Source organism: Rhizobium fabae, assembly GCF_003985135.1.
Taxonomy (GTDB): Bacteria; Pseudomonadota; Alphaproteobacteria; order Rhizobiales; family Rhizobiaceae; genus Rhizobium; species Rhizobium pisi.
Map to the genome: position 1 here is coordinate 224050 of NZ_ML133650.1, position 26397 is coordinate 250446.

At 60.9% G+C, this 26397-nt stretch carries 26 protein-coding genes and 2 pseudogenes; 14 read left to right on the forward strand and 14 right to left on the reverse strand.

Annotated features, from left to right (window positions below; translation table 11 throughout):
* Positions 1-23: 23 nt before the first annotated feature.
* Positions 24-380, reverse strand: a complete 357-nt coding sequence (locus EFB14_RS14585) for a DUF4406 domain-containing protein (protein WP_125846351.1) — start codon at positions 378-380, stop codon at positions 24-26.
* Positions 381-521: 141 nt separating this feature from the next.
* On the opposite strand from EFB14_RS14585, the gene EFB14_RS14590 reads away from it, so the two are divergent.
* Positions 522-1277 (forward strand): DeoR/GlpR family DNA-binding transcription regulator, encoded by a 756-nt coding sequence (locus EFB14_RS14590; protein ID WP_126826327.1) that lies wholly within the window; start codon positions 522-524, stop codon positions 1275-1277.
* Here EFB14_RS14590 and EFB14_RS14595 read toward each other — a convergent pair.
* Both EFB14_RS14595 and EFB14_RS14600 read right to left on the reverse strand, forming a co-directional pair.
* Positions 1252-1989 carry a hypothetical protein gene (locus tag EFB14_RS14595; protein ID WP_126826330.1) on the reverse strand — a complete coding sequence of 246 codons (738 nt, stop codon included), beginning with the start codon at positions 1987-1989 and terminating at the stop codon, positions 1252-1254. The genes EFB14_RS14590 and EFB14_RS14595 overlap by 26 nt on opposite strands.
* 130 nt (positions 1990-2119) lie before the next feature.
* Positions 2120-3127 carry an asparaginase gene (locus tag EFB14_RS14600; protein ID WP_126826334.1) on the reverse strand — a complete coding sequence of 336 codons (1008 nt, stop codon included), beginning with the start codon at positions 3125-3127 and terminating at the stop codon, positions 2120-2122.
* Positions 3128-3330: 203 nt separating this feature from the next.
* On the opposite strand from EFB14_RS14600, the gene EFB14_RS14605 reads away from it, so the two are divergent.
* The gene (locus EFB14_RS14605; RefSeq protein WP_125846355.1) at positions 3331-4542 is read left to right on the forward strand and encodes an MFS transporter; all 1212 of its coding nucleotides are present in this window, start codon (positions 3331-3333) and stop codon (positions 4540-4542) included.
* A 22-nt stretch (positions 4543-4564) separates the two neighbouring features.
* Here EFB14_RS14605 and EFB14_RS14610 read toward each other — a convergent pair whose 3' ends face one another.
* The gene (locus EFB14_RS14610; RefSeq protein WP_126826337.1) at positions 4565-5188 is read right to left on the reverse strand and encodes a helix-turn-helix transcriptional regulator; all 624 of its coding nucleotides are present in this window, start codon (positions 5186-5188) and stop codon (positions 4565-4567) included.
* Between the two features lie 101 nt (positions 5189-5289).
* On the opposite strand from EFB14_RS14610, the gene EFB14_RS14615 reads away from it, so the two are divergent.
* A complete protein-coding gene (locus EFB14_RS14615) occupies positions 5290-6711 on the forward strand; it encodes an MFS transporter (RefSeq protein ID WP_126826340.1) in 1422 nt (473 codons plus the stop codon).
* Here EFB14_RS14615 and EFB14_RS14620 read toward each other — a convergent pair.
* The 4 genes and pseudogenes from EFB14_RS14620 to EFB14_RS14640 all read right to left on the reverse strand — a co-directional run bounded on the left by EFB14_RS14620 (position 6692) and on the right by EFB14_RS14640 (position 10742).
* Positions 6692-7690 carry an NAD(P)H-quinone oxidoreductase gene (locus tag EFB14_RS14620; protein ID WP_125846358.1) on the reverse strand — a complete coding sequence of 333 codons (999 nt, stop codon included), beginning with the start codon at positions 7688-7690 and terminating at the stop codon, positions 6692-6694. The two genes, EFB14_RS14615 and EFB14_RS14620, sit on opposite strands and share 20 nt — an antisense overlap.
* A gap of 79 nt (positions 7691-7769) precedes the next feature.
* A pseudogene (locus tag EFB14_RS14625) lies at positions 7770-9633 on the reverse strand (GGDEF domain-containing protein).
* Positions 9634-9744: 111 nt separating this feature from the next.
* On the reverse strand, positions 9745-9987 hold the full coding sequence (locus EFB14_RS14630; protein ID WP_126826347.1) for a ribbon-helix-helix domain-containing protein: 243 nt from the start codon (positions 9985-9987) through the stop codon (positions 9745-9747).
* 206 nt (positions 9988-10193) lie between these two features.
* On the reverse strand, positions 10194-10742 hold the full coding sequence (locus tag EFB14_RS14640) for an HdeD family acid-resistance protein (RefSeq protein WP_125846361.1): 549 nt from the start codon (positions 10740-10742) through the stop codon (positions 10194-10196).
* Between the two features lie 139 nt (positions 10743-10881).
* Between EFB14_RS14640 and betI the strand changes: the two genes are divergently transcribed.
* From betI to betA, 3 genes are all read left to right on the forward strand, one after another.
* Entirely contained in the window at positions 10882-11613 is a 732-nt protein-coding gene (gene betI / locus EFB14_RS14645; RefSeq protein WP_125846362.1) for a transcriptional regulator BetI, read from the forward strand.
* Positions 11610-13073 (forward strand): betaine-aldehyde dehydrogenase, encoded by a 1464-nt coding sequence (gene betB / locus EFB14_RS14650; RefSeq protein WP_125846363.1) that lies wholly within the window; start codon positions 11610-11612, stop codon positions 13071-13073. The genes betI and betB overlap by 4 nt, the downstream gene beginning before the upstream one ends.
* A gap of 188 nt (positions 13074-13261) precedes the next feature.
* Positions 13262-14914 (forward strand): choline dehydrogenase, encoded by a 1653-nt coding sequence (gene betA / locus EFB14_RS14655; protein ID WP_125846364.1) that lies wholly within the window; start codon positions 13262-13264, stop codon positions 14912-14914.
* On the opposite strand, the gene EFB14_RS14660 is transcribed toward betA, so the two are convergent.
* Entirely contained in the window at positions 14915-15214 is a 300-nt protein-coding gene (locus EFB14_RS14660; protein WP_125846365.1) for a type II toxin-antitoxin system RelE/ParE family toxin, read from the reverse strand.
* Complete coding sequence (locus EFB14_RS14665) at positions 15211-15492, reverse strand: YlcI/YnfO family protein (protein WP_125846366.1); 282 nt, start codon at positions 15490-15492, stop codon at positions 15211-15213. The genes EFB14_RS14660 and EFB14_RS14665 overlap by 4 nt, the downstream gene beginning before the upstream one ends.
* Positions 15493-15696: 204 nt before the next feature.
* Between EFB14_RS14665 and EFB14_RS33430 the strand changes: the two are divergent.
* Positions 15697-15792: pseudogene (locus EFB14_RS33430) on the forward strand (RNA polymerase sigma factor SigJ); the annotation flags it as partial.
* A 34-nt stretch (positions 15793-15826) separates the two neighbouring features.
* Here the strand turns inward: EFB14_RS33430 and EFB14_RS14675 are convergent.
* Positions 15827-16273 carry an RrF2 family transcriptional regulator gene (locus EFB14_RS14675; protein ID WP_125846367.1) on the reverse strand — a complete coding sequence of 149 codons (447 nt, stop codon included), beginning with the start codon at positions 16271-16273 and terminating at the stop codon, positions 15827-15829.
* A 420-nt stretch (positions 16274-16693) separates the two neighbouring features.
* On the opposite strand from EFB14_RS14675, the gene EFB14_RS14680 reads away from it, so the two are divergent.
* The 4 genes from EFB14_RS14680 (at position 16694) to EFB14_RS14695 (ending at position 21005) form a co-directional block, all read left to right on the forward strand.
* Positions 16694-17434 (forward strand): phosphoadenylyl-sulfate reductase, encoded by a 741-nt coding sequence (locus tag EFB14_RS14680; protein WP_126826350.1) that lies wholly within the window; start codon positions 16694-16696, stop codon positions 17432-17434.
* Between the two features lie 151 nt (positions 17435-17585).
* On the forward strand, positions 17586-18539 hold the full coding sequence (gene cysD, locus EFB14_RS14685; RefSeq protein WP_125846369.1) for a sulfate adenylyltransferase subunit CysD: 954 nt from the start codon (positions 17586-17588) through the stop codon (positions 18537-18539).
* 1 nt (position 18540) lies between these two features.
* Positions 18541-20037, forward strand: a complete 1497-nt coding sequence (cysN, locus tag EFB14_RS14690; RefSeq protein ID WP_125846370.1) for a sulfate adenylyltransferase subunit CysN — start codon at positions 18541-18543, stop codon at positions 20035-20037.
* Positions 20038-20363: 326 nt separating this feature from the next.
* Complete coding sequence (locus EFB14_RS14695; protein WP_126826353.1) at positions 20364-21005, forward strand: peroxiredoxin-like family protein; 642 nt, start codon at positions 20364-20366, stop codon at positions 21003-21005.
* Positions 21006-21153: 148 nt separating this feature from the next.
* On the opposite strand, the gene EFB14_RS14700 is transcribed toward EFB14_RS14695, so the two are convergent.
* Positions 21154-21861, reverse strand: coding sequence for a helix-turn-helix transcriptional regulator (locus tag EFB14_RS14700; RefSeq protein WP_126826651.1), 708 nt, complete (start codon positions 21859-21861; stop codon positions 21154-21156).
* Positions 21862-21950: 89 nt separating this feature from the next.
* Between EFB14_RS14700 and EFB14_RS14705 the strand changes: the two genes are divergently transcribed.
* Together EFB14_RS14705 and EFB14_RS14710 are read left to right on the forward strand one after the other, a co-directional pair.
* A complete protein-coding gene (locus tag EFB14_RS14705; RefSeq protein WP_126826356.1) occupies positions 21951-22349 on the forward strand; it encodes a VOC family protein in 399 nt (132 codons plus the stop codon).
* A 147-nt stretch (positions 22350-22496) separates the two neighbouring features.
* Positions 22497-22997 carry a GFA family protein gene (locus tag EFB14_RS14710; protein WP_125846374.1) on the forward strand — a complete coding sequence of 167 codons (501 nt, stop codon included), beginning with the start codon at positions 22497-22499 and terminating at the stop codon, positions 22995-22997.
* Between the two features lie 243 nt (positions 22998-23240).
* On the opposite strand, the gene EFB14_RS14715 is transcribed toward EFB14_RS14710, so the two are convergent.
* Positions 23241-24107: a LysR family transcriptional regulator gene (locus tag EFB14_RS14715; RefSeq protein WP_126826359.1), complete on the reverse strand. Its 867-nt coding sequence runs from the start codon at positions 24105-24107 to the stop codon at positions 23241-23243.
* Positions 24108-24176: 69 nt separating this feature from the next.
* On the opposite strand from EFB14_RS14715, the gene EFB14_RS14720 reads away from it, so the two are divergent.
* On the forward strand, positions 24177-25148 hold the full coding sequence (locus EFB14_RS14720; protein ID WP_126826655.1) for a quinone oxidoreductase family protein: 972 nt from the start codon (positions 24177-24179) through the stop codon (positions 25146-25148).
* A gap of 115 nt (positions 25149-25263) precedes the next feature.
* Here EFB14_RS14720 and EFB14_RS14725 read toward each other — a convergent pair whose 3' ends face one another.
* Positions 25264-26109 carry a dienelactone hydrolase family protein gene (locus tag EFB14_RS14725; RefSeq protein ID WP_126826362.1) on the reverse strand — a complete coding sequence of 282 codons (846 nt, stop codon included), beginning with the start codon at positions 26107-26109 and terminating at the stop codon, positions 25264-25266.
* Between the last annotated feature and the right edge of the window lie 288 nt (positions 26110-26397).

Sequence of the window (26397 nt, forward strand, 5' to 3'; positions counted from 1 at the left end):
ATTTCCGGCCCCTCCACCGCACCTCACCCGCAACCCGGTACGTCTTCCAGCCGGCACCAGACCGGGATGCCGCGCTCCCTGGCGATGCGCACATCATTGTCGGCACCCTTGGAATCGCCGGGCAGGCGCAGCACGCCCTCGCAGAGCTGCAGCAGCCGACCGGCGACCGGGTGGAAGATTTCTTCGTAGAGCGCGTCGCCGACTGACCTGCCGCCAGCGGCGTGCCAGATCGGCAGCGCCACCCACTCACCGATCATCGGCACGTGACCGGCTGCAAACAGCGCATGCGAGGGTTCCTCGAGGCGCTTCAGGTTGGCGGTCATTTTCTCCGGGTCGTCGCCCGTTCCGGACCGATAAGGGCCGGCAATCAAAATCAACATGATCCACTCCTTCGCTCCGCCTCAGGCGTGAGCACTCCCGGCCTCATGCACGGGATTTCGTGAAAATGCACGATATTTCTTGAATGTCGAGTCAATTCGTGCATATTCAAGATATTTCGTTCACTTCCATGCAGAGAGACGATGCTGACGACACAACGCAAGAGCCTCATTCTCGACATCCTGCGCCGCGATGGCCAAGTCATCGCCAAGCGCGTCGCCGAGGAATTCGCACTTTCGGAGGACACGATCCGGCGTGACCTCCGGGAAATGGCGGCGGAGGGCCTGTTGAAACGGGTGCATGGCGGTGCGATGCCACTGGCGCCCGACCTGCCGGATTTCACCACGCGGCGCAGTGTTTCGTCGGAGATCAAGGTGCGGCTGGGGGCGAAGGCAGCGGCAATGATCAAGCCTGGGCAGATGATCTTCCTCGATGGCGGCACGACGACGGCGGAGATCGCCAGGCACCTGCCGCGCGATATGCCGCTGACGGTCGCGACCCATAGTCCGACGATCGCCGCGGAGCTGGAACACCACCCGACGGCAGAGGTGATCCTCACCGGCGGGCGTCTCTACAAACATTCGATGGTGGCGACAGGGGCAGCGGCGATGGCGGCGATCTCGCAGCTACGCCCCGATCTCTTCTTCCTCGGCGTCACGGCGGCCCATCCAGTGCATGGGCTTTCCACCGGCGATTTCGAGGAAGCGGCAATCAAACGGCATATCGCCAGCTGCGCGGCCGAAACGCATGTCCTGCTGACGGAAGAGAAATTCGATCTCGTCTCGCCCTGCCCGGTGCTTGGCATTTCCGACGCGGCGGGACTGATCGTGCCAGCGGAGATGACGGCCGAACGGCTGAAGCCCTATCGCGATCTCAACGGCGCAATCGCCGCAGCATGATGGTGCTTCGGGCCGGCGGACGCGCGGCGGCCTGCGGCAGAAGGCTTGCAGCGAGGGTCGCAATGAACAGCACCAGCACGGCATAGGCCGGCGCCATGCTGTCGGTTCCGAAGATCAGCATCGTCTGCAGATACGGCTGCGCTAGCGCGACCACAACGGAAAGGGCCGGCATGTCGAGCAGAGCTCCGGCCGATCGAGACAGGGCCGGCATGAAGGCTGCCGCGGCAAGCACACTATAGATTGCCGCCAGACGGGCCGCGAGTCGAAGCGTGGCCGACGCTTCAAGCGGGTGCGTGTCGGCATCCTCGAATGGAACCATGAGATAGGCGATGAAAGTGGCCAGGAACAGGAGCGCGACGGGCAGCATCGCAAGAACGACCGGCCACGCCGCCGCCATATCTGCTGAGATAAAGAGGAGGAACGGCGTGGCGGCGACGAACCAGATGGCTGCGACCGGTCCCCAGAACCAGAGCAGCGACAGATAGTGAAGCCGAACCAGGGTGGCCACGAAGAGCACGCCGATGGCGATCCAGATGCAGCCGGGCTTGAGCATGCCCGATATCAGCCGAATGGTCGGCTCACAGGCGCCGGCCATCTCCTCGCAGCCTAACAGCTGAATTGTGAGCCAGGTTATGGGGTCGAGCCCCAGTGCTGCGAAGATGAAGATGCCGATACCGATCAGCACCCACCAGAGATAGCGGCCTGCAAACATGCCCTGCCCCTACGGCTTCCAGGGAACGCTCTCGCCTCCGCGTCGATACGCGCACGTCCGACCACAGGGCGCATCTCTTTATATTATGCAATTCTTATTTTTTTATAACTTATATACGCGCTTCGCGCACTCATGCGGTCAAGGCGGAAGTGACCCTGACATCGCCGACATGGATGCCGTTCCAATTGCGCATCGAAGTCGTGGCAAAGGCCATCAAGGCTACATGGACCTTTTCTTCCGTCTCGAAGAAGCGGGCGAGCGTTGCCGCCACCATGGCTTCGGCGGCGCGGGTCGTGCCATCCTCGCATTTGAGCGCGATGGCGATGCCCTTTTCCGGGATCGCGGCGCAGAAGACGCCTTCGGCGCCCGTCTTGACGAAGATGCGGCCGGGAGCGATCTGCATCAGTACGGTGCAGGCGCGGCCAGAGCCCGCGACATAGAAAGGCTCGGCCATGCAGGCTTCGATCAGGCGGCGGGATGCCTTGGCGCGAAGCGGCTCCAGGCCGTTGCCAGTTGCCATTTTTGCAAAACCGTGGGCAAGGCCGCGCAAAGGCACAGCATATGTCGGAATCGAGCAGCCGTCGGTGCCGCAGCTCTCGGCCCCAAGCACGGCGCCGGTCAGGCTTTCCATCGCCGCGCGAATCTCGACCTGCAAAGGATGCTCATAGCCGACATAACCCTTCGGATCGAGGCCCCGATGACAGCAGGCGCAGATGAAGCCGGCATGTTTTCCCGAGCAATTGTTGTGAAGCGCAGTCGGCGCGTCGAGCGTGCGGGCCTGATGGATCAGGGTTTTCTGGTTCGTGGACCAATGGGCGCCGCATTCCAGCGCTTCGGCACCGCGGCCGGCACGCGCGAGCATGGAAGCAGCGAGCGCCACATGCTCGTCTTCGCCATTGTGCGAGGCGCAGGCAAGCGCCAGTTCCTTGTCGCCGAAGCCATAGGCGTCGGCAGCGCCGCTTTCGACCAGCGGCAGCGCCTGCATCGCCTTGCAGGACGAGCGTGGGAAAACGACAGCCTCGATGTCTCCAGCCGAGAAGACGAGCTTGCCATCGCCATCGACAACGGCCACCGCGCCGCGATGGCGACTTTCGACGAGCAGGCCGCGTGTGACTTCGACGGTGACGGGATTGGTCATGGGCTCTCATCCGGATGCTGGCGGGATGCGCAGGCATACCGCGTCAGGTGCCGAAAGCCAACGGTCTTCACGCTTTGCTCGGGTCTGCCGGCCGTCATCACATCGCCCAAACATCCATCACAGGAATTGACCGAAGCGATCGAAAACTATCGTTTCTCTGCTATGTCCGATGCGGCTAAGAGTGGTGCATCAGGAACCTCTCCATGCCATCCACCTTTTCCTTGATCCTTCGCGACAACGGCATCCGCATTCCAGCGGCGACACTCGTCGCGCTTGCCTTCACCTATGCTTCAACGGTCCCGTACCAGTCGATCATCGGGATCAACGAACTGGGCATGAGCAACGGCGCCTATTCCGCCCTGGTCTTCTTCTCGGCGATCGTCAACGTTACGACGAGCCTGACGCTCGGTATCTGGTCGGATAGGCTGAAGGAGCGGCGACCGCTGGTGCTGGCGCTTTCCGTCGCCGGCATTTTCGGCTTCGGATCGATCGCGATCCTTCACAGCCCTGCGGTCTTCATCGTCTCGACGCTGTTGCTGGTGCCGATGAGCAATTCCACCTATTCGCTGCTTTTCGCCAGCCTGCGCGCCAGGACCAACCAGATGGACCGCGGCCGGGGGGCGGCAATCACCGCGATGGTGCGGGCGCTCTATTCCGGCTCGTGGGCGCTGGCGCCGGGGTTGATCGGCCTCTATCTCGTCAATTCACCGTCGATGACGCCGGCCTATGGGATCGCGGCGATGGCGAGTTGCACCTGCTTCTGCCTGTATTTTTTCTTCGCGCCTCGAAATGGCACTGCCGGTCCAGCCCCGGATCAGGCTGGTTTCCTTTCTTCGTTGAAACGGATCTTCGTGCCCTATGTGCTGGCGCGCGTCCTCGTTATGTCGATGCTCATCGGGCTGCAGCGGCTGAACGGCATGCTTTCGCCGCTGATCATCACCCATGCCGCCGGCGGCACCGTGGTCGATGTGGGCTTCATGGCCGGGCTGACGGCCTTTCTCGAAATGCCGTTTATGATGATGTGGGGTTTGGCGCAGCGCCGCTTCCGCACCGTGCATGTGCTTGCCTTCGGTTCGCTGATCTATTGCGCCTATCTGCTGCTGCTCGGATTTGCTTCCGCGCGCTGGCACGTCTATGCGCTGCTCCTCGTCAATGCTTGTGGGGTAGCCGCGATCCTCAGCGTGCCGATCACTTATCTGCAGGACCTGATCGCGGATCGGCCGGGGCTCGGAAGCTCGCTGATCTCGCTCAACAGTTTCATCGGAGCCGGCATGAGCGCCGGGCTCTTCGCGTTCGGCACCGCGGTCACCGATTATTCCGGCACCGCCTTCGTCGGCGCTGCCGCAGGCCTCGTGTCGATCGGAGCCTTGCTCTATCTCGAAGGCAGCAAACGACAGGCGCGGCAGCCCGCCTGAAGCGCAGGATCATCGATACGTCTCAATGCGGCGTGATGCGGTAGGCGCAGCGCCGCGCGCCGGCGAGGATATGTTCGCTGCGTTCGATCTCGGCATCGAGAACGGCGCGGAAGGTTTCGAGTTCGGAGCGGCAGAAGCCGGCGCAGGCGGCAGCGGCTGCGCAGATCGGGCAATGGTTTTCGACCAGCATGAACGAACCGTCCGCTTGCCTCCAGCTGTCGGCCATGTAGCCCTCGCGCGTGCGGATGGCAGCAAGGGCCTCAATGCGCGAGGCGAGATCGCCGCCATGGCCGATTTCCTGCCGGTAGCGCGTCAGCGTCTCAGCCTCCCGGGCGGAGATCACGGTATCAAGGGCTGCGGGACCAAGCTGTTCGACGAGCGTGCCGAGGAGATTTGCCGTCAGTTCGGCGTGGCCGTCGGGAAACTGACGGTTGCCCGCGGCGGTGAGATGCCAGAGCTGGCGCGGCCGGCCCCTGCCCGTGGCAGCAACGGTGATCGGCTCCACCAGCCCTTCCTCGGCCATTTTCGCCAGTTGCTGGCGGGCAGCCTCACCTGAAATGCCGAGCGCATCGCCGATCGCGGCCGCGAGCTGGGGGCCGTCGGTCTTTATCAGGATCAGGATCCGGTTGGCTGGGGACTGGCGCATATTTTCCAAGCTACACCTTGTTTTAATCGAGGCGCATGCAATTTTCCAGTTTATAACTTGGAAAATAATCATTCGCCAGTGAAAACATCGGAGATCGTTCCATGTCCAACATCGATCAGACCGTAGCCATTCCGAACGCCAGCTCCGTATTCCGGCTCTTCCTGCCCGAGCACCTGCCGGCAACGATGATGCTTGGCGGCGGCGTCACGCTTTATGCGGTCGAGAGTTACATCACTGCCACGATCGCCCCTTCGATCGTGCGAGATATCGGCGGGCTTTCCCTGTTTTCCTGGGTAACAAGCATTTTCGTGGCCGCGGCCATTCTCGGCTCGATCTTCGTCGCAATACGGCCGCGAGGGATTGGACTTCGCACCATCTATGTCATCGTCGCGCTGGTCTTCAGTGTGGGCAGCCTGATCGCCGCAGCCGCACCGTCGATGCCTGTGGTGCTGATCGGACGCGCCGTGCAGGGGCTTGGGACGGGCGCGCTTGCCGCCCTTGGCTACGCCTTCATCCGCTTTGTCTATCCCGAGCCGCTGTGGCCGAAGGCCTCGACGCTCTATGCGGCGATCTGGGGTATCGCAACCGTCATCGGGCCGACGCTCGGCGGTTTCTTTTCCTCAGGCAGCAGCTGGCGCTACGCGTTCATCGTGCTGGTGCCGCTCGGCCTGCTGATGGCGGTCCTGGCGCCGCGGCTTTTGCCCGAAGTCAGGGACGACCGCGATCAGGCGAAGACGCCGGTGGCACAGATCGGACTGCTTCTTGCCGCCGTCCTGATGGTCAGCGCGGCCGGCGCGGCGACCAGCATAAGGGCCGCACTGGTCGTGGCCTCGGTCGTCGCGGTATCAGGCGCGCTGCTCATCGAGCGGCGAAGCCGGAACCGCCTGCTGCCATCAGGTGCCGTCACTCTTTCCAGCCCTATCTCACGCGTCTACCTGACGATGCTCGCCATGACGGTCGTCCTCGTCAGCGATGTCTTCATCCCCTATTTCCTGCAGACCCTGCACGGGGTGACACCGATCGTCTCCGGCTACCTCGTGGCGCTGGTCGCCCTTGGCTGGACGTTCGCAGCCTTTCTCAGCAGCTCGTTGAGCGGCAAGCGAGCCCATGCGGCAATCGTCACCGGCGTTTTCATCGAGACGGCAGCGACCGCTTCACTCGCGATCTTCCTCGCCGGGGATAATCCCGATGGACATATGCTTCTTGTCGTGCCCGCCTCGATCTGCATGTTAATGATGGGTTTTGGCGTCGGTCTTGGCTGGGCTCATCTCGTCGCCATGGTCCTGAAGCTCGTAGCCGACAAAGAGCAGGACAAGGCCTCCTCTGCGATCCCGACGATGAGCTCGCTCGGCGGCGCTTTCGGCGCAGCACTCGCCGGCGTCATCGCCAACGGCGCTGGCCTCGTCGATCCGGGCGGCATTGCGGGTGCGCTATCAGCCGCGCATTGGCTCTATCTCGTCATGGCGCTGCCTGGTGTTCTGGCGATCGGCGCCTCGCTAACGCTCAGCCAAGGCGCAGCATGACTTTGCCGACATGGTTGCCGTCTTCCAGCAGCCGATGCGCCTCGACGACCTGCTCGAAGGCGAAGACCTTGTGGATGACGGGAGCAATGGTGCCGGCCTTCAGCAGCGGCCAGACCTCTGAGAGGAGGTCGTCCCGGATGGCGCGTTTTTCCTCCGCCGTGCGCGGGCGCATGGTGGAACCTGTCACCGTCAGGCGCTTGACCATGATCGGCGAGAGATTGACCTTTTCGGCAAGTGCCCCGCCGAGAAAGGCGATGATCGACAGGCAGCCGTCCTTGGCGAGCGAGGCGATGTTGCGCTCGAAATAGGAAGCACCGATCATGTCGAGGATGATGTCGACGCCGCGGCCGGTCTCGGCCTTGATCACCTCGGCGAAGTCTTCGGTCCGGTAATTGATCGCGCGCTTGGCGCCGAGCTTTTCGCAGGCTTGGCATTTCTCCTTCGAGCCTGCCGTCGCATAGACCTCGGCGCCGAAAGCGCGGGCAAGCTGGATCGCCGTCGTGCCGATGCCGCTCGCACCGCCGTGGATCAGCACCGTCTCCCCCTCCGTCAGCCCCGCCATCTGGAAGAGATTGGCCCAGACGGTGAAGAAGGTTTCGGGAAGGGCCGCAGCCTTCACCGCGTCATAGCCTTTGGGGAACGGCAGGATCTGACCGGTTGGCAGAACGCAATATTCGGCATAGGCGCCGCCATTGGCGAGGCCGCAGACCTTGTCGCCGACGGCATGGCCACTGACACCAGGACCGACCGCGACGATCTCACCGGATAGTTCCAGGCCGAGGATCGGGCTTGCATCCTTGGGCGCGGGATAGCTGCCTTGGCGTTGCGCAATATCGGGACGGTTGACGCCGATCGCCTCGGCGCGCACGAGGACCTGCCCCTCGCCCGCCACAGGAAGCGGGCGCTTGCCGATCGTCATCACCTCCGGCCCGCCGAAGGACGGCAGATCGACGAAACGCATTTCCTGAGGCAATGACATGACCCGGCTCCTCCCTGATCGAAAGCAACCGAAATAGATCAGCCCCTGAGGCTTGGGAAGGCTGGAAGTGGCAAAGGCGTCAATTCGCCTCGCCCAGCAGGTGGAAGACGAGACCTTCCTCGCTCTCCTTGGCGGCCGACTTGATGATGGCGATTTCGGCGCTCACCCGATTGATATCGTCGATGACGAGGCCTTCCGGCAGTTCGATGACACCGATCGAGCAGCGCATCAGCGGAAACAGCGCTTCTACGCCGGCGCGGTCATGACCGAGGATGCGACCGGCGGCGCGGTCCTCGTCGGAATAGAGATCGAGCACATCGTCGTGAAAATCACTGATCAGCCTGTCGAGGACCTCGGTCAATTCCTCCTTGGTCCAGCCAACGACGCCGATGAAGAAATCGTCACCGCCGACATGGCCGAGGAAATGACGCTCGGCGAAGAAATAGCGGCGCATCAGGGCGGCAAAAAGGGAGATCGCGTGGTCGCCGAGATGGAAGCCGTAGGCATCGTTGAAAGGCTTGAAATTGTCGAAGTCGCAATAGCAGAAGTGGCGGACCTCATCGCCATCGCGTCCGGACTGACGCATGAAATCGCGGATGGCGCGGTTGCCGGGCAGACCGGTCAGCGGGTTCTGGTCCTGTGCGGTCTTCAACTGCTTTTCGTTGATGACCTTGATCAGCGAGGCGGCGGAGACCACGCCTGCATAACGCATGTTGTCGGTCAGGATCAGGCAGTTGCTGCCTTCCATATTGGCGAAGATCGCCATCAACTGCTCGGCGTCGCTGTCGAGGCTGACGATCGGCGCCATCTCCACGAAATGCGAGATGCTGCGCTCGTACATCTTGTTCTTCAGGAGATCGCGGCCGAAGGGCTGATAGATATATTCCTTCAGGTGATGCTCGTGGATGATGCCGCGCGGCTCACTGTTGGCGTTGAGAACAGGGAAGAAGGCCTGGCGCGGGTTGCGGCGGAAGAGCTCGAAGACGCTGTCGATGCTGTCGTTCTCGTAGACTGCCGGCAGAAGTTCGATCTGCTTGCGGATGAGGATTTCGTCGAGCGACTGGCTGCCCCGCTTGCTCTTGCCGAGTTCCTGCAGATGCGGGAAGGACAGCGCCAACTCCGATATATGCGTCGTCGGGCGGGAGATGAACCAGCCCTGGACGAGATCGACCCCATATTCGCGACAGGCGATGAACTCGGCCTCGGTCTCGATGCCTTCGGCGATGACGCGCGTACCGAGCACGTGGGCGATGTTGACGATGCTCTTCAGGAGATGGCGCTTGCGTGGGCTGCGGTCGATCTCTGCGACGAAGTGGCGGTCGATCTTGAGGTAGTCGACGGCATAATCGCAGAGCAGCTTCATCTCACCGTGGCCGACGCCGAAATCGTCGATCGCCAACTTGAAACCGGCCTTGCGCAGCTTGGAAACAAGGGCAGAAAATTCCGGCACGCTGGTATTGTCGAAACGCTCGGAGAATTCAAAACAGACCGAAGACGGCGGAATATTGGCCTTCCTCAGATGCTGCAGCAGGTTTTCGACAAGGCGCTCGCCGTGCGGGATCAGCCGGACGTCGAGATTGAGGAAAAGCGTGGACGTCGAGAAATTCGACAGCGTCGCGAATTTGGCAAGCGCGCGGCTGGAGAGCATCTGTTCGAATTGCAGCAACTGGCCAGCCTGGTGGGCTTCGTCGAGAATTTCCATCGGCGTGTCGAAGCCGATGCGTTCCTGGCCGCGCATGAGGGATTCATAGCCAAAAACCGTGCCGGTTCCGGCCTCGACGATCGGTTGGAAGGCGTTCTCGACCACGAGCTTGGCTAGCGTTACGATCTGATCGCTGGCGTAGCGGCGCAGAACACCCGGCTCGACGGTGGCAGCCAAAGATATTCCAGTCTTCATTGTGGGCCGATCTCCACTGTGACTTGTTCTTTTTCGTCCGGAACATGCCGCAGAAGAGATCAATGAACCCTTTCGCCAGTGTGAAGGTTTTGTGAAACGCGCAGAGCACCCACGCGTTCCGGCCTATTCAATTTTTCCAATGCAATCAAATGCTTGCTCAGGCGGAGCGACGGCGCTCCGCCTCGTGATCGGCGAACATGTCGGCGACGCATCTGCCACCGGATGGAGCGCCCTCGTCGCCGAGAACATCGTCCCGGAATTCGTTGAGCTTCCGAGCGGTATCCCAGAGACGCAGCGCCTCGCGGACAACCTCGCTGCTCGAGGCATAGCCGCCATTATCGACGGCGGCGCGGATGCCCGCTGCTTGCTGCGGAGAGATGGAAACGGTGACCATCGGCATGAACTTCCTCCCTTTCTGATCAGACAGAACCCTGCCTTTGGGGGACGCATGACCATTTTCAGCATTCTCGGCGATATCAGCCGGTGCCTTGGTGCATTCGCACATCGCACGGTCCGCGTGTTCGGACCGGGCCGTAATCCCTAAAGTCTAATCCCCTGTCATCCCCTTGTCAAAAAAGAACGGCCTGAACGCCGATTTCCACAGGTTCAACTGCGGATGCCGAAGCCGAAGCCGATCATTGTCCAGCCCTGGACGATGAGATCGGCCGCCAGGAAAAGGCCGAGGATCCAGAGACTGTTCACCGGCCAGCCGAGCGCGATGACGAAACCGGCAAGCGCAGTGATGAAACCGCTTGCGGTGATCCAGCCCCAGCCCTTGAGTGGCCGCATGCGCATGCCGACCCAGAGACGGAAGATGCCGGCCACGAGCAGCGCAACGGCCAGAAACAGGGTCAAGGCCGCCGAGGTGAAGATGGGATTGATGAAGGCGCAGATACCGGCAAGCAAATAGAGCACGCCGCTCAAAGCCCAAAAGAGCACGTGATCCCAGCCGCGCACTTGGAAGGCATGGATGAGATAGATGACGCCGCCTGCCAGCATGAGCATGCCGACATAAAAGACCGAAGCGACGGTCGCTATCAACAGGTTGCCGAGAGCGATGAGGCCGCAGATGAGAAGCAGCACGCCGAGGCCGACGAACCATACCCATTTCGACCGTAGCGAGGATTCGGGCATTCCATCGAAGAGACTGGTCATAACACACCTCCTGATCAACTTCGCATATGTCGCGCCAGTTCTTCAGGAAAAGATCTGCGCCAAATCAAATCGGCAAAGATTTTTGTTGATTGGTCAGTCAATCAAAAATAATCTGATCTGGTTTTCAGGGAGTTTTCGTTTGCCGAAGGTCGGAATGGAGCCGATGCGCCGCAAGGCGCTTGTCGATGCAGCGCTGCGGGTGATCGGCGATCACGGCTCGCTTGCCGTCACCATGTCCGACATCGCTCGGCAAGCCGGCGTGTCGCCGGCCCTTGCGCATCATTATTTTGGAAGCAAGGAGCAATTGCTGATCGAGACCATTCGCTCGCTTCTCCGGCAGCTGCGCAGCGATGCGGTGGCAGCGCTCAGGGCGGCGAAGACGCCACGCGAACGGCTTTCGGCCGTCATCCGGGTCAGCTTCCACGCCGATCAGTTCGCACCGGAAACGATCGCCGCCTGGCTCGCCTTTTATGCCGAAGCACAGCGTTCGGAGGAGACCAGGCGCTTCCTCGTGGTCTATGCGCGACGGCTGCATTCCAATCTGCTTGCCGATCTCAAGGCGCTTCTGCCTACCGACGCCGCAGAACGCATTGCCGAAGGCGCTGCGGCGATGATCGACGGGCTCTACATCCGGCAAAGTTTGAAATCGGCGCCGATCGGCATCGAAGCCTCGATCGCGCTTACCGAGGATTACCTGAATGCGCTCTTGGCCACCGCCCCCCCTTCTCCCCAACGGGGAGAAGATGTCCGAAGGACAGATGGGTGGGGCAAGGCCGAGACTGCCGCCCCCTCATCCGGCCCTGCGGGCCACCTTCTTCCCGAGGGGAGAAGGGACAACCACATCGAACCACCCAAGGGACAAATGACATGAAAGCCCAGCCGAAAGCCTCGCACTTCATCGACGGCGAATATGTCGAGGATACCGATGGCACCGTCATCGAGAGCATCTATCCTGCGACCGGCGAGGTGATCGCCCGGCTACATGCGGCAACGCCCGCGATCGTCGAACGCGCGATCGCAGCCGCCAAGCGCGCGCAGCCGGAATGGGCGGCGATGAGCCCCATGGCGCGCGGACGCATCCTGAAACGCGCGGCCGACATCATGCGCGAGAGAAACCGCGCGCTCTCCGAGCTCGAAACGCTCGATACCGGCAAGCCGATCCAGGAGACAATCGTCGCCGACCCGACCTCGGGCGCCGATGCCTTCGAATTCTTCGGCGGCATTGCACCGGCCGGGCTCAACGGTTCGCATATCCCGCTCGGTCAGGATTTCGCCTATACCAAGCGCGTGGCTCTTGGCGTCTGCGTCGGCATCGGCGCCTGGAACTATCCGCAGCAGATCACCTGCTGGAAGGCCGCGCCAGCGCTTGTCTGCGGCAATGCCATGGTTTTCAAGCCGTCCGAAAACACGCCGCTCGGCGCACTGAAGATCGCCGAAATCCTGCACGAGGCGGGGCTGCCGAAGGGGCTCTTCAATGTGATCCAGGGTGACCGCGACACCGGACCGCTGCTTGTCAACCATCCCGACGTCGCCAAGGTGTCGTTGACCGGATCGGTGCCGACGGGGCGCAGGGTCGCAGCCGCTGCAGCTGGGAATCTGAAGCACGTGACGATGGAACTCGGCGGCAAGTCGCCGCTCATCGTCTTCGACGACGCCGACCTCGATTCTGCGGTCGGTGGGGCGATGCTCGGCAATTTCTATTCGACGGGCCAGGTCTGCTCGAACGGCACGCGCGTCTTCGTGCAGAAGACGATCAAGGCGGAATTCCTCAAGCGGCTGAAGGCCCGCACCGAGGCGATGCTGATCGGCGATCCGATGGATGAGACGACGCAGATCGGCCCGATGGTTTCCTGGGCGCAGCGGGAAAAGGTGATCTCCTACATCGAGAAGGGCAAGGCCGAGGGCGCGACGCTGATTGCCGGCGGCGGCATTCCGAACAACGTCTCCGGGGAAGGTTATTATGTTCAGCCGACGGTCTTTGCCGATGTCACTGACGACATGACCATCGCCCGCGAAGAGATCTTCGGCCCTGTCATGTCGGTGCTCGATTTCGAATCTGAGGACGAGGTGGTCGCGCGCGCCAATGCCAGCGAATTCGGCCTTTCCGGCGGCGTCTTCACCGCCGACCTCACCCGCGCCCACCGCGTCGTCGACCGACTGGAGGCGGGCACGCTCTGGATCAACACCTACAATCTCTGCCCGGTGGAAATTCCCTTCGGCGGCTCGAAACAATCCGGCTTCGGACGGGAAAACTCGCTGGCGGCGCTGGAGCATTATTCGGAGCTGAAGACGGTTTACGTGGGCATGGGGCCGGTGGCGGCGCCTTATTGATCAAAGACCCCGCTCCAACCCCTCCCCACAAGGGGGAGGGGCCAAGCTGTGGCACCGTCGCATTTCAACCTCGCCCGCCGTTGTATTGATAGCGTGGCAAAGCGGAGCGGCAGGTTAAGCCCCTCCCCCTTGTGGGGAGGGGTTTGGGGCGGGGGTTTCTCAGTTGCAAAAGAATCTAAGGGAACGTCATGCAACAAGCAGATTTCATCATCATCGGTTCGGGCTCGGCGGGTTCCGCCCTCGCCTACCGCTTGTCGGAGGACGGCAAGAACACCGTTATCGTCATCGAGGCGGGCGGCAGCGATTTCGGACCGTTCATCCAGATGCCGGCGGCCCTTGCCTGGCCGATGAGCATGAAGCGTTATAACTGGGGCTATCTTTCCGAGCCGGAGGCGAACCTCAACAACCGGCGCATCACCGCGCCGCGTGGCAAGGTGATCGGCGGCTCCTCCTCGATCAACGGCATGGTCTATGTGCGCGGCCACGCAGAAGACTTCAACCGCTGGGAAGAACTCGGGGCCGGCGGCTGGGCCTATGCGGACGTGCTTCCCTATTTCAAGCGGATGGAACATTCGCATGGCGGCGAGGACGGCTGGCGCGGCACGGACGGGCCTCTGCACGTCCAGCGCGGCGGCTTCACCAATCCGCTGTTTCGCGCCTTCATCGAGGCCGGCAAACAGGCGGGCTTCGAAACGACGGAAGATTATAACGGCAGCAAGCAGGAAGGCTTCGGCCTGATGGAGCAGACCATCTTCGGCGGCCGCCGCTGGTCTGCCGCCAACGCCTATCTGAAACCGGCGCTGAAGCGGGCGAATGTCAAGATCGTCTACGGCTTGGCGCGCAAGGTGGTGATCGAGGACGGACGGGCAACCGGTGTCGAGATCGAACGCAACGGCCGGATCGAGGTGGTGATGGCGAACCGCGAGGTGATCGTCTCGGCCTCCTCCTTCAATTCGCCGAAGCTGCTGATGCTCTCCGGCATCGGCCCGGGCGGGCATCTCAAGGAGATGGGCATCGAGGTGAAGGTCGACCGGCCGGGGGTCGGCGCCAATCTGCAGGATCACATGGAATTCTACTTCCAGCAGGTGAGCACCAAGCCGGTGTCGCTCTATTCCTGGCTGCCCTGGTTCTGGCAGGGGGTGGCGGGTGCGCAGTGGCTGCTTTCCAAGGGCGGGCTCGGCGCTTCAAATCAGTTTGAAGCCTGTGCCTTCCTGCGCTCCGCACCCGGGCTGAAGCAACCCGACATCCAGTATCATTTCCTGCCGGTGGCGATCAGCTATGACGGCAAGGCAGCGGCCAAAAGCCATGGTTTCCAGGTTCATGTCGGCTACAATCTATCGAAATCGCGCGGCAACGTGACGCTGCGCTCGGCCGAGCCGAAAGCCGATCCGGTGCTGCGCTTCAACTATATGAGCCATCCCGAAGACTGGGAGAAATTCCGCCACTGCGTGCGGCTGACCCGCGAGATCTTCGGACAGAGCGCCTTCGACCACTATCGCGGGCCGGAGATCCAACCGGGCGAAGGCGTGCAAAGCGACGATGAAATCGACGCCTTCCTGCGCGAACATCTGGAAAGCGCCTATCACCCCTGCGGCACCTGCAAGATGGGTGCCAAGGACGATCCGATGGCCGTGGTCGATCCGCAGACGCGGGTCATCGGCGTCGAGGGGCTAAGGGTCGCCGACAGCTCGATCTTCCCGCACGTCACCTACGGCAATCTGAACGGTCCGTCGATCATGACCGGCGAGAAGGCAGCCGACCATATTCTCGGCAAGCAGCCGCTGGCGCGCTCGAACCAGGAACCGTGGAGCAATCCGCGCTGGGCGGTGAGCGACCGGTAGTCAGTGGTAATCGACTTCGCGCTGGTGACGGATGGCGAGGACGATGACGGTCGATTCGTTCATCACTTTGAAAAGAATGACATATCCAGCCGATCCGAAGGGGACGACGAGCTCACGCAGCAAGGGATCATCCGCGGACGCGCGCCTGGCCATGAGCGGGAAATCCTCGAGTATCATCAGCGCCTTCTGAATGGCGTTGATGGCACGTTCCGCCAACTCAGGATCGCGTTCGATCAGAAAGTCTGAGAGCCGGTCCAGATCTTCATAGAAGGTCTGGGTGTACCTCAGTTCGAATGTCATTTCTGTTGCACTGCCTTGCGGGCTTTCGCCTTTTCAAGCTTTTTGCGCATCAACTCCTGAATATCGTCCGTCGCATAATAGACACCTGTCCGCTCCGCTTCCGCCAAGCCGGCCAGACCCCGTGCGATGAACTCCGCCTGCGTCTTCCTATAGTCGATCTGGCGACGGAGAGAGTCCTCCATCAGCGACGACAAGCTCTCGCCTTCTTTCAGAACGCTTTCGGCGGCGGCGCGCAATTCGGGATCCACGCGAAGGGACGGGAGCGATGCCGTTTTCATGGCCTACCTCATGCGTTGCAATTGCGATGCAATATGATGCATCGCAGCGTTAGATTCAACTCCCCTTCACGCGCGTCTTCAATATGGCGCATCAAAAAACTGGACAGCGTGTCACAAACGGCCGTCTCATCTCGTCCAGCCTTCTCGAACGGGCAAGGCAAAGGAGATGGCTATGGTGAGGCTGAACCGGAGAGAGACTGAGCGATGACGGAAGCAGAAGGCGCAGATGCCATGGCCGCCTTCGATCCGCTGCGCCCGCGGCCGACACGCGTTGCCTATCGGATGCTGGGCTCGGTGGCGGCACCCCACGCGCACGGGCCTACAGGAAAACGGATCAAGCCAGCAGCCGGGTGACCTCGGCGCCGCGCGCCGGCTGCGCGGCATCGGCGATGGTCGTCGAAAACAGCACCTTGCGGGTTGCGTCGGCCACCTTAGCGAAGACGTGCCGGATCTGGCAGCTCTGCTCGCCGTCGCAATCGTCGCACTTCCGGTAGGCCGTGATCGAGAGACACGGAAGCGGAGCGATCGGACCGTCGATGATACGCAGGATCTCGCCGAAGGTGATGGCGTGGGCGGGCTTGAGAAGAAGATAACCGCCCTGCTTGCCGCGACGGCTGACGACGATGCCGTGATGTTTCAGGTCGAGCAGGATCTGTTCGAGAAACTTCTTCGGAATCTTCTGCTGCGCTGCGATATCGGAAATCATCACCGGTTCGTCGGCATCGGCATCAGCCAGAACCGTCAGCGCCCGCAGCGCATATTTCGCCTTTTGCGTAATCATCTCAGACCATCGACACACACGAGCGGCGCGATTCTTCGCACCACTTCAGCAGTACTTTCGTCTCTATTGCACAGCCAGCATGAACGGAATTTGAACGCGCCGGAGAAAGCCTTGAGAGACAAGCGTTTTGGCCTTGTTTTTTGCTCTTGGCCAACCCTCGATAATCTATTCCAAAACAGCCCGTTCTGCACTCTTTTCGGCATCAATTCAGATTTCCGATTGACAGGCTGCGTGTAACTCTACTATTTTTATAGACATTCAGACTGCCGACGTGGATTTTTGCCCGCGGGCGGCTGCTTTTCTGCATTGCGGCAGCTTCGGAGAGATATTTGCTCCTCCGGCCGCAGCTTTCGAAATCCCTTTTTCTGTCCGATCCAGGATCGAACTGCGATACTCCCGCTAACAACGGACAGGATTCTCATGACTGTTACCAATCCTATTGCAGAAGCCGAGGCGCTGAACGACAAGCTGGCAGGCCTCGACCTCGCCGGACGTCTGTCGCTGGTCTCGGGCCTCGGCGGCCGCGTGGTGTTCACCACTTCGCTCGGCATCGAAGACCAGGTCATCACCGCCGAAATCGGCACGCACCGCCTGCCGATCGATGTCGCGACGCTGCAGACCGGCCGGCTGTTTCCCGAAACGCTTTCGCTGATAGACGAGACCGAGAGCCAGTACGACATCCGTATCCATCGCTACGAGCCCGAGCAGGCCGATATCGATGCCTATGCGGCAAAGTACGGCCTCAACGGTTTCTACGAGAGCGTCGAGGCCCGGCATGCCTGTTGCGGCGTGCGCAAGCTGAAGCCGCTTGCACGCGCGCTCGAAGGTGCCTCGATCTGGATTACCGGCCTGCGCCGTGGGCAATCGGCCAACCGCGCCGAAACGCCTTTCGCCGAATACGACGCCGAACGGCACCTGCTGAAGGTCAATCCGCTCGCCGATTGGGACATCGACAGGATCAAGGCTTTCGTCGCAGAGAAAAGCATACCGGTGAACCCGCTGCACGCCCGCGGCTATCCCTCGATCGGCTGCGAGCCCTGTACACGCGCCATCAAGCCGGGTGAGCCCGAACGCGCCGGCCGCTGGTGGTGGGAGCAGGACGAGACGCGGGAATGCGGCCTACATGTCGCCGAAGAGGCAGCAGCGATCGCCGCACAGTAAATCACCCCACGGCTTTCCCAATCGGGCGCGGCGATCGCCGCCGCCTTGGGAAAGTCCACATTCCCAGAGAAAGGCAACATTCTCAGGGAAAGCCAATATCAAGGAATTGTTTTGCGGTGAGCCGCAAACGACCGATAGCCTGGAGTAAAACATGCCCGATAGCCGTCCGGATACGGAACTCAGCAATCCGCAGAGCACCAAGGCGCCGCTCGACCCGCATCTGAAAGCGCTGGAAAACGAATCCATCCACATCTTCCGCGAGGTTGCGGCCGAATTCGAGCGTCCGGTCATGCTCTATTCGATCGGCAAGGATTCCTCGGTGCTGCTGCATCTGGCGCGCAAGGCCTTCTATCCCGGCCGCGTGCCCTTCCCGCTGCTGCATGTGAACACCGGCTGGAAATTCAGGGAGATGATCGCCTTCCGCGACGAGACCGCGAAGAAATACGATCTCGATCTGATCGAGCACATCAATCCGCGCGGTGCGGCCGAAAACATCACGCCGTTTACGCATGGTTCGGCTGCCTTCACCGACATCATGAAGACCGAAGGCCTGCGCCAGGCGCTCGATGCCGGCCAGTTCGATGCGGCTTTCGGCGGTGCTCGGCGCGACGAGGAAGCCAGCCGTGCCAAGGAGCGCATCTATTCCTTCCGCACGCCCGACCATCGCTGGGATCCGCGCAATCAGCGGCCGGAACTCTGGAACATCTATAACGGCATGATCCGCAGGGGCGAGAGCGTACGCGCCTTCCCGCTGTCGAACTGGACCGAAGTCGACATCTGGCGCTACATCCAGGCCGAAGACATTCCGCTGGTGCCGCTCTACTACGCCAAGAAGCGGCCGTTCGTGGAGCGTGACGGCATGATGATCCTGGCCGAGGATCCGCGCCTGGAACTGCTGCCCGGCGAAGTTCGCCAGGAAGGCATGATCCGCTTCCGCACCCTCGGCGACTTCCCGCTGACCGGCGCCATCCGCTCACAGGCCACCACCCTCGAAGAGGTGATTGCCGAACTCGAAATTGCAACGGTGTCCGAACGCCAGGGCCGCGCCATCGATCGCGACCAGTCCGGCTCCATGGAAAAGAAGAAGCGTGAAGGATATTTCTGAGATGACCGCAGCCCAAACCGCCGTCTCGGCCGCCACCGTCGTCACCCTGCCCGCCGCCGAGCCGCAGAAAGCTCTGCGCGACTCGCGCCCACTGCGCCTGATTACCTGCGGCAGCGTCGATGACGGCAAGTCGACCTTGATCGGCCGCCTGCTCTGGGACACCAAGGCGGTCAAGGAAGACCAGGCGGCCACCCTGCAGCGTGATTCCACTGGCAAGCAGAACGATCTCGGCCTGCCCGACTTCGCGCTCTTGCTCGACGGCCTGCAGGCCGAGCGCGAACAGGGCATCACCATCGATGTCGCCTATCGCTATTTCTCGACCGACAAGCGCTCCTTCATCGTCGCCGACACGCCCGGCCACGAGCAATATACCCGCAACATGGCGACCGGCGCCTCGACCGCCGATCTCGCCATCCTGCTCGTCGATGCACGCTTCGGCATTCTCGAGCAGACGCGCCGTCACGCGACGATCGCCTCGCTGCTCGGGATCAAGCAGTTCGTGCTCGCCGTCAACAAGATCGACCTGACGGGCTATGATCGCGCCGGCTTCGACAAGATCAGCCATGAATTCCGGGAATTTGCCCTGTCGCTCGGCGTCAAGCAGATCACCGCCATTCCGATGTCGGCGCTGAAGGGCGAAAACGTCGTCTATTCCGGCCAGGGCGCGATGCCCTGGTACACCGGCCCGACACTGGTGGAAACGCTGGAGCTTGCCACCGTGCGCTCGTCGCAGACGGTCGGCTTTCGTCTTTCGGTACAGCGCGTCTCGCGTCCGGGTGAAAGCTTCCGCGGCTACCAGGGCACGGTTGCCGGCGGCTCGGTCAAACCAGGCGACAGCGTCATGATCCTGCCGTCGGGCATGGTCGCCAACGTCTCCAAGATCGTCACCTTCGATCTCGTTCGCAACGCCGCCGTGGCTGGCGACGCGATCACGCTGGTGCTCGACCGCCAGGTGGATGTGGCGCGCGGCGACATGATCGTCTCGATCGACGCCCAGCCGCAGGTCGGCCTTGCCTTCGACGCGCAGATCGTCGCGCTACAGCCTGAGGGTATCGAGCCCGGCAAACGCTACTGGCTGAAGAGCGGCAGCCGCCGCCAGCGAGTCCAGGTGCAGCCGCTCAGCCAGCTCGAGCTGAAAACCGGCAGCTGGAACGCCGCCCAGCGGCTTTACATGAACGCCATCGGCAAAGTCCGGCTCGTCTTCGACGAAGCGGCGATCTTCGACCCCTATGAGCAGAACCGGCTTTCCGGCTCTTTCATCCTGATCGATCCGGAGACCAACAACACGGTCGCCGGCGGCATGGTGACCGGCAAGCGCACGGAACTCGGCGGCCTGTACAATGGCGAAGCCCGCGTCATCCTCTCGCTGCCGGCAGACCTTGCCGAGCAGATCATGGCAAGCGAACTCTTCGCCAGCCGCAGCCACGAGGCCGAGGTACGGCGCATGACGGCCGCCGAAGCGGCCGACCTCTGGTCGAGCGCTGCAAGCGATATTTGATGAGAGATTAGGGGCCAGCGAGGCTGGCCCCTCACCCAGGCTGAATTCGCTAGCTGAAGGGCTGGCGGTTTTCCTGCCGAACCAGCTCAATTTTCTGGATCGACCTCTACGGCGGCTAGAAAAGCCAGAGTTTGCCGAAAACGGGCTTTTTCAATTCACGATTCGCTGTTTGCCGCTTGCCTGCGGGCGAATGTGAGACCATTCTAAGATCGGATCCTGGCGGTGCGGTAAGACGCGAGGGGTCAGGCCTGACAACGCTCAATCGGACCTCGAAGCACTTAACGTGGCGCCTTTTCTCGACTGATCCCCGAGCGAGGAGGTTGTCCATGTCCACGCGCTATGTCGACCATCCGCTACAACCGGGCGACCGGGTCCCGAACGTTGTGTTTGACGCGATCTCGAGCGAGGGGAAGATCGCACTTGATGACTTTCGTGGCCGCAGCCCATTGTTGATCGGTTTGTTTCGAGGCCTGCATTGTCCGTTCTGCCGGCGCCATGTCGCCGCCATGGCATATCTCAACCCGATGCTACGTGAGAAAGGCGTCCAATCCCTAGCGGTGGTAAACACCCCGGTCGAGCGCGCGCGGCTCTATTTCCGTTACCATCCGATACCCGATCTTCTTGCTGCTTCCGACCCGGTACGGGCTTCGCACCAAGCCTTCGGCTTACGCGAGGTCGGGATCGACACGGTCATGGCGATACAGATCGATCTTCCGGGCGAGTTGCCCGAGCCTATGGGCGTGATGGCAATGGACGAATTTCTCAACGAGAAGGAAGGATATGAAATTACGGAAGCCGACCAGCAGATGATGACTGCCGACCATGGGCAGCTTGTCGGTCAGTTCCTAATCGACCGCGAGGGCATCGTACGCTGGAGCTTCACCGAAGTTCTGGAGGCTGGGCTCCAGACATTCAAGGCACCGAATTCACAGGAATTGATGTCGGTAGCTTCCCAAGTCGTACATTAACAACGAAAAACTCGATCGACGACCCACCGCCCGGGTGGTGCTCAGTGGGATGAGCATCGTTCGGGATGCTCATCGATTCGCTGTTTACAGCTTGCTCGCTGGCGACTGCACTCCGCCCTTGGCTATCGCCAAATGGCGCGCGAAGCGCTCACTGCATCCCACTGGATTTCCGCATTTCGGCATCGCGCCACTGCTGCCATTGCTGCCTCAGCTTGCTCCGGGACATGCCTATGGATTCATCGAGAATCTCGACTTTGAGGATGCGTTCGGTGCGGAAATGCCGGAAGGCTTGTTTCGATTGGCACCACGCGATCAAGAGGCTGTGCGTGTCGGCATAGCCGAGAAGCACGGGCCAGACGATGCGGCGGGTGACCGCCCCATCCTCCGCGCGATAGTCGAGCTCAAGCTTGCGGCCTTCCCTGATCGCCAACCTGAGCGGACGCGTGTCGCGTGTCACATCGCCGCTGACATCAGCCGGTTTGATGCCGACGGCGGGTTGGGCAATATAGGGAAGAAGGTCCTGCGGCATGACCGATGTGATCTTGGCCATCACATCGCTGGCGGCATTCCGGATGGCCGCGTCATTCAACTTTGCCACCAATTGAACACCGAGCACCACGGCCTCTATCTCGTCAGGCGTCAGCATGAGCGGCGGCATGTCGTATCGCGGATCGAGGACGTAGCCAAACCCAGCTTCACCTTCGATTGGAACACGCTGAGCAATCAGGTGTGCGATGTCGCGGTAGACGGTTCGCCGCGCGACCTCAAGTTCATCTGCAAGCTCAGCCGAGGTCACCGGGCGGCTCGATCGTCGAAGAATCTGGATGATCTGAAAAAGTCGATCTGCCTTTCGCATGCCTGATGACTCCTGCTGCCACAACGCTGTCAGCACGGCTATGTCACAAAAGCAAGGAAAGAGATGGTCGCACGTCCAAGGAAAAGATTATGAAGTTCGCTTCCACTCGCCTCATCGCCTCTGACATCAACAGCATGGTGGCCTTTTATGAGCTTGTGACGGGCTGCCGCGCCGACTGGCTTGCGCCCGTCTTCGCCGAGATCGTCACCACCGGCGCGAGCCTCGCAATAGGCAGCGCGGAAACCGTGGCCTTGTTCAGCGAGGGCAGTTCTGAGCCGGGGGCCAACAGGACGGCCATTCTCGAGTTCATGGTGTCGGATGTCGATGCGGAATTCGCACGGCTTAAGGATCGGGTCACGGTCGTGCACGCACCCAAGGATTTGCCATGGGGCAATCGCACAGTGCAGTTTTCCGACCCCGAGGGGACACGCGTCGCCCTCTATACGCCCGTAACCGATGCCGCGAGACGGCGTTTCGCTGGCCGTTGATTGACCGACGTGTTTGCCGGAGCTTTTGGCTGGCAAACCACGCCCACTAACACCAGAATTGGATCTGCTCCGGGAGGCTGGACGATCAAAAGACGAAAACCTAGAAGTGATTCAGCCCAAACCCGCCTTCTTGAAGGAGGAGAAAAAATGAAACGCATCGAAATGGAGGTGAGCGGCGGCTGCCAGTGCGGTGCCGTGCGCTACCACGCAACCGCTATGCTTGACAATTCGCATCTCTGCCATTGCCGCATGTGCCAGAAAGCCTCGGGCAATATCTTTGCCGCGCTCGTCGCCGCCCCCGATGATGCGCTCAGCTGGACACGCGGCAAGCCGAACGTGTGGAAGAGCTCGGAGCTTGTCGAGCGCGGCTTCTGCGCCAATTGCGGCACGCCGTTGTTCTTCCACCACCTCGAAAACGGTCGCACCAACCTGATGATCGGTTCGCTTGACGATCCGCACGCCTTCTCGCCGCTTGCCAATACCTGCACCGAGAACATGGTGTCATGGTTCGATACGGTCACGGCCATAGAAAATACCGGTGCGACCGAAAACAACGGCGCCGACTGGGCCGCGGCGATCAAGGAGAGCAACAACCAGCACCCCGATCACGATACCACCTCATGGGCGGTGAGGGAGCGTGATGGCTGAGTCCTATTCCGGCGGCCGGTGCGGCACTGTCCGTTGCCGCTATTCCGAAATATCCGTCGTGCCGGAGACCAACGACAGCAATAGCTAACTTTCAAGATGATGCACGCAGGGTGCCTGACGGTCTGTTCCCTAACTCGTCCGTATCTCGAAGCAGGCCGTCAGCTTGCGGCCCCCAAATTGGTCGTTGCTTCACGCCGAGCCCTACGCGTGCTCCTGGGCTTGCGACCCGCCCAACTGAACGCCCTACTTCCCTAGAGCGGTTCTCAGCGCATCGACGACGACCCGGACGGAGGGGACGTCTTTGATATCCGAATGGACCACCAGCCAGACCTCTCTTGTCAAAACCTGTTCGTTTTCAATGCGCTGGAGACCGCTGGACTCCGGGACGATGAAGTCGGGGAGCATGACGACACCTGCGCCAAGGCTTGCGGTTGCGGCCTGAAACTCCAGCACGGACGACCTCACGGCGATCGGCCGGCCGGCGGCCAATTCGCTCAACCGCAACTGTTGCGGTGAGGCGTTCATGGTTTCGTCGTAACCGATGAAGGTCCAGTCCGACGGTGGAACGGTGTCGAGGTAGGTCTTTGATGCGTAGAGATGGAAGCTTGTCTCACCGAGCTTGACGATGGAGTAATCGCCGTCTTCCGGACGCGACATGCGCACGGCGATATCCGCCTCTCGTCTGTTCAAGGATGCGAGGCGCTTTTCTCCGACAAGCGTGATCTGAACACCCGGATGGTCTCGCCTGACGGCCGCGATTAGCTTTGCCAGGAGCACGCTTGAGAGAGCGGGAGGCGCGCTGATTCTCACATGGCCGCGCACTTCCGTGGCGCTGCTGCGAGCAAGCTGCTCGATGGCCGCAGTCTGCACCGCAACAAGAGCTGCGTGCCTGGCAACCTGCTCTCCATCCGGCGTTAATATGATGCGCCGTCCGCGGCGGTCTACGAGTTTGCGTCCCAGACTGGCTTCAAGCGACGAAACGCGCCGACTGATCGTGGCGTGTTCGACACCGAGCAGCTTTGCTGCACCAAGCAACGTTCCTGACTGGGCAAGCGCCAGGAAATGTCGAAGGTCGTCCCAATCGATTTCTGTGAATTCTCTCCCAATCATTGTGAGACGATAGGGAATTTTCACACATCAGGCCATGGCTTAATTTGTACTCATGAAGGAGTACAAGAGATGACCGACCAAATCATATGGCTGAACGCCCCCGGCGACATCGCCCAGTTCCATGTTGAGCATCACCGTTGTGATCCTCCAGGTGATGGCGAGATAGGAATTCGTCATGAGGCCATCGGCACCAACTTTCTCGACGTCTATCATCGAAAAGGCATCTATCCGATGCCTTCCTACCCATCCGTGATCGGCGCTGAGGCGGCGGGCATCGTCGAGGACGTCGGTCCTGGCGTCTCCATGTTTCAAAAAGGTGACCGCGTTGCCTATGCGGGGCCTCCGGTTGGGGCCTATCGCTCCACGAGGAATATTGCCGCCGAAAGGGCGATCAAGCTTCCTGATGCCGTTTCGGCAAAGACCGCAGCGAGTTCGCTCCTCAAAGGCATGACCGCCTACATGCTATTGAAAAAGACCTATGATGTGCATGCAGGAACTCAGGTGCTGATCCATGCGGCCGCGGGCGGGCTTGGGAGCATCCTCGTTCGCTGGGCGAAATCGCTCGATGCCACCGTGATCGGGACGGTCGGCTCTTCTGAAAAAGCAGCACTCGCCACATCTTATGGAGCCGATCACGTCATTGTCGGACGAGGCGCCGATATCGTCGCGGAAGTGAAGCGCCTCACGAACGGACCTGGCGTCGACGTCGCCTATGACGGGATCGGCGGCGACACACTTCTCAAAAGCATACGCTCTGTCCGCCCATTCGGCATGGCTGTTACGATCGGTCAGGCCGCCGGTTCTATTCCACCGGTCCCTGTCGAGGAACTTCGCCCGGGCAAAGCGCTCTCCCATCCGAGCATCATGGCCTGGTGCGCTGACGTCGGACAGTATCGCGAGGCCGCTCTCGCTGCAGTCCGGGTGATGGAAACAGGGATCGTTTCGCAGATCGGTGCCGAATATCGTTTGGCCGACGTTGCGAAGGCTCACGAAGAGATGGAATCCGGACGCTCGGCGGGCAGCATCCTGTTGATACCTTGATTGCTCAGGGAAAGAACGCCTGCCCGAACGCTGCACACTTTGACCAACATGCCCTATCTCTCTGTTTTCACGCAATTCTGACGCAAAACCGTTATACACTTTTGCTGGAATTGCTCTAGTTCGAAAGGTACTTTTGAAGGAATGTGTGAACGCTGCGAATGGACTTTTCTGCGGCGTCCGGATTGTATTTTTCTATATGACCAAACACCCTCCGTCCCGCCGTGAACTCCGGGGCGTCAAAATCGTGGTAAGTACCCTTGTAGATATTGAGCTCGATTGGCGGGCTATCGTCACTCAGATTGGCAAGCCTCTTCCTGCATGGTCCAGTCGGGCTCCAATTGTCTCGTTCGCCAGTCAAAATCAGGATCGGCACTGTCGCATCGCCCTGACTTCCTGCACAGGCCGGATAATAGGCAACCGCTGCCTTGAACTTGTGGTCCATAAGCTGTTCGTTGCCTTCGATTTTTGTTCCCTCCAGCGTCGCGGTGGCACCCGCCGAAAAACCCATCAAGGCGACGCGCTGGGCATCGACAAAGCTTTGTTTCGATAAGAAATTCAAAGCTCCATAGGCGTCGAAGACGCGATCGGGGAGATAGCTTTGACACGTATCGTTGATGTTGCGGGTGGTGAAGCTATCGACAACCAACACGACGTAACCCCATGAGACCAACCGTTTCGGCCAAAGGTCTTTGACGCTGAAACGCATGCCTTCGCAGCCGTGCATGACGACGATCGCCGGGAACGGACCACTACCCTGGGGCCGGCTCAAATATCCCAGCAAGGGTGTGCCTTGCGGTTGGGGGAGATTTTCTCCCTGTTCACTAGCCTTGCGTATTCGAAACGGGCTTAGTTTTACGGGCGCGCTTTCGAAGTGAACCAGTTCGTCGGCATCGGCCGGGTTTCCCGCAAGTGTGACGCCGAGAACAGCGACAAGGCCAAGAAAAAGTCTCGTGGTATTCACTGAACTTCTCCACCGTTTGATCAACAGCCTGCCATCAGCAAATTCCTCGCCTATCTTTCGACAGTATTGCCTGGACTGCAAGTCCCGCCGATGGAGGGCGTCTTCCGACCAAAGCGGCCGCTGGATTCCAGCAAACTTGGCATCAGTTGCTCATGGTGTCGTCAGTCCAGACTCTGCCGGCTGGCCGGAGCTATTTATCCATAAAACGGCATTATGTTATGCATTCAACACATCTGCCGCAATAGAACTTGCTGAGATAGGGTGCCCGTCAGTGAGGTGGGCTATCGG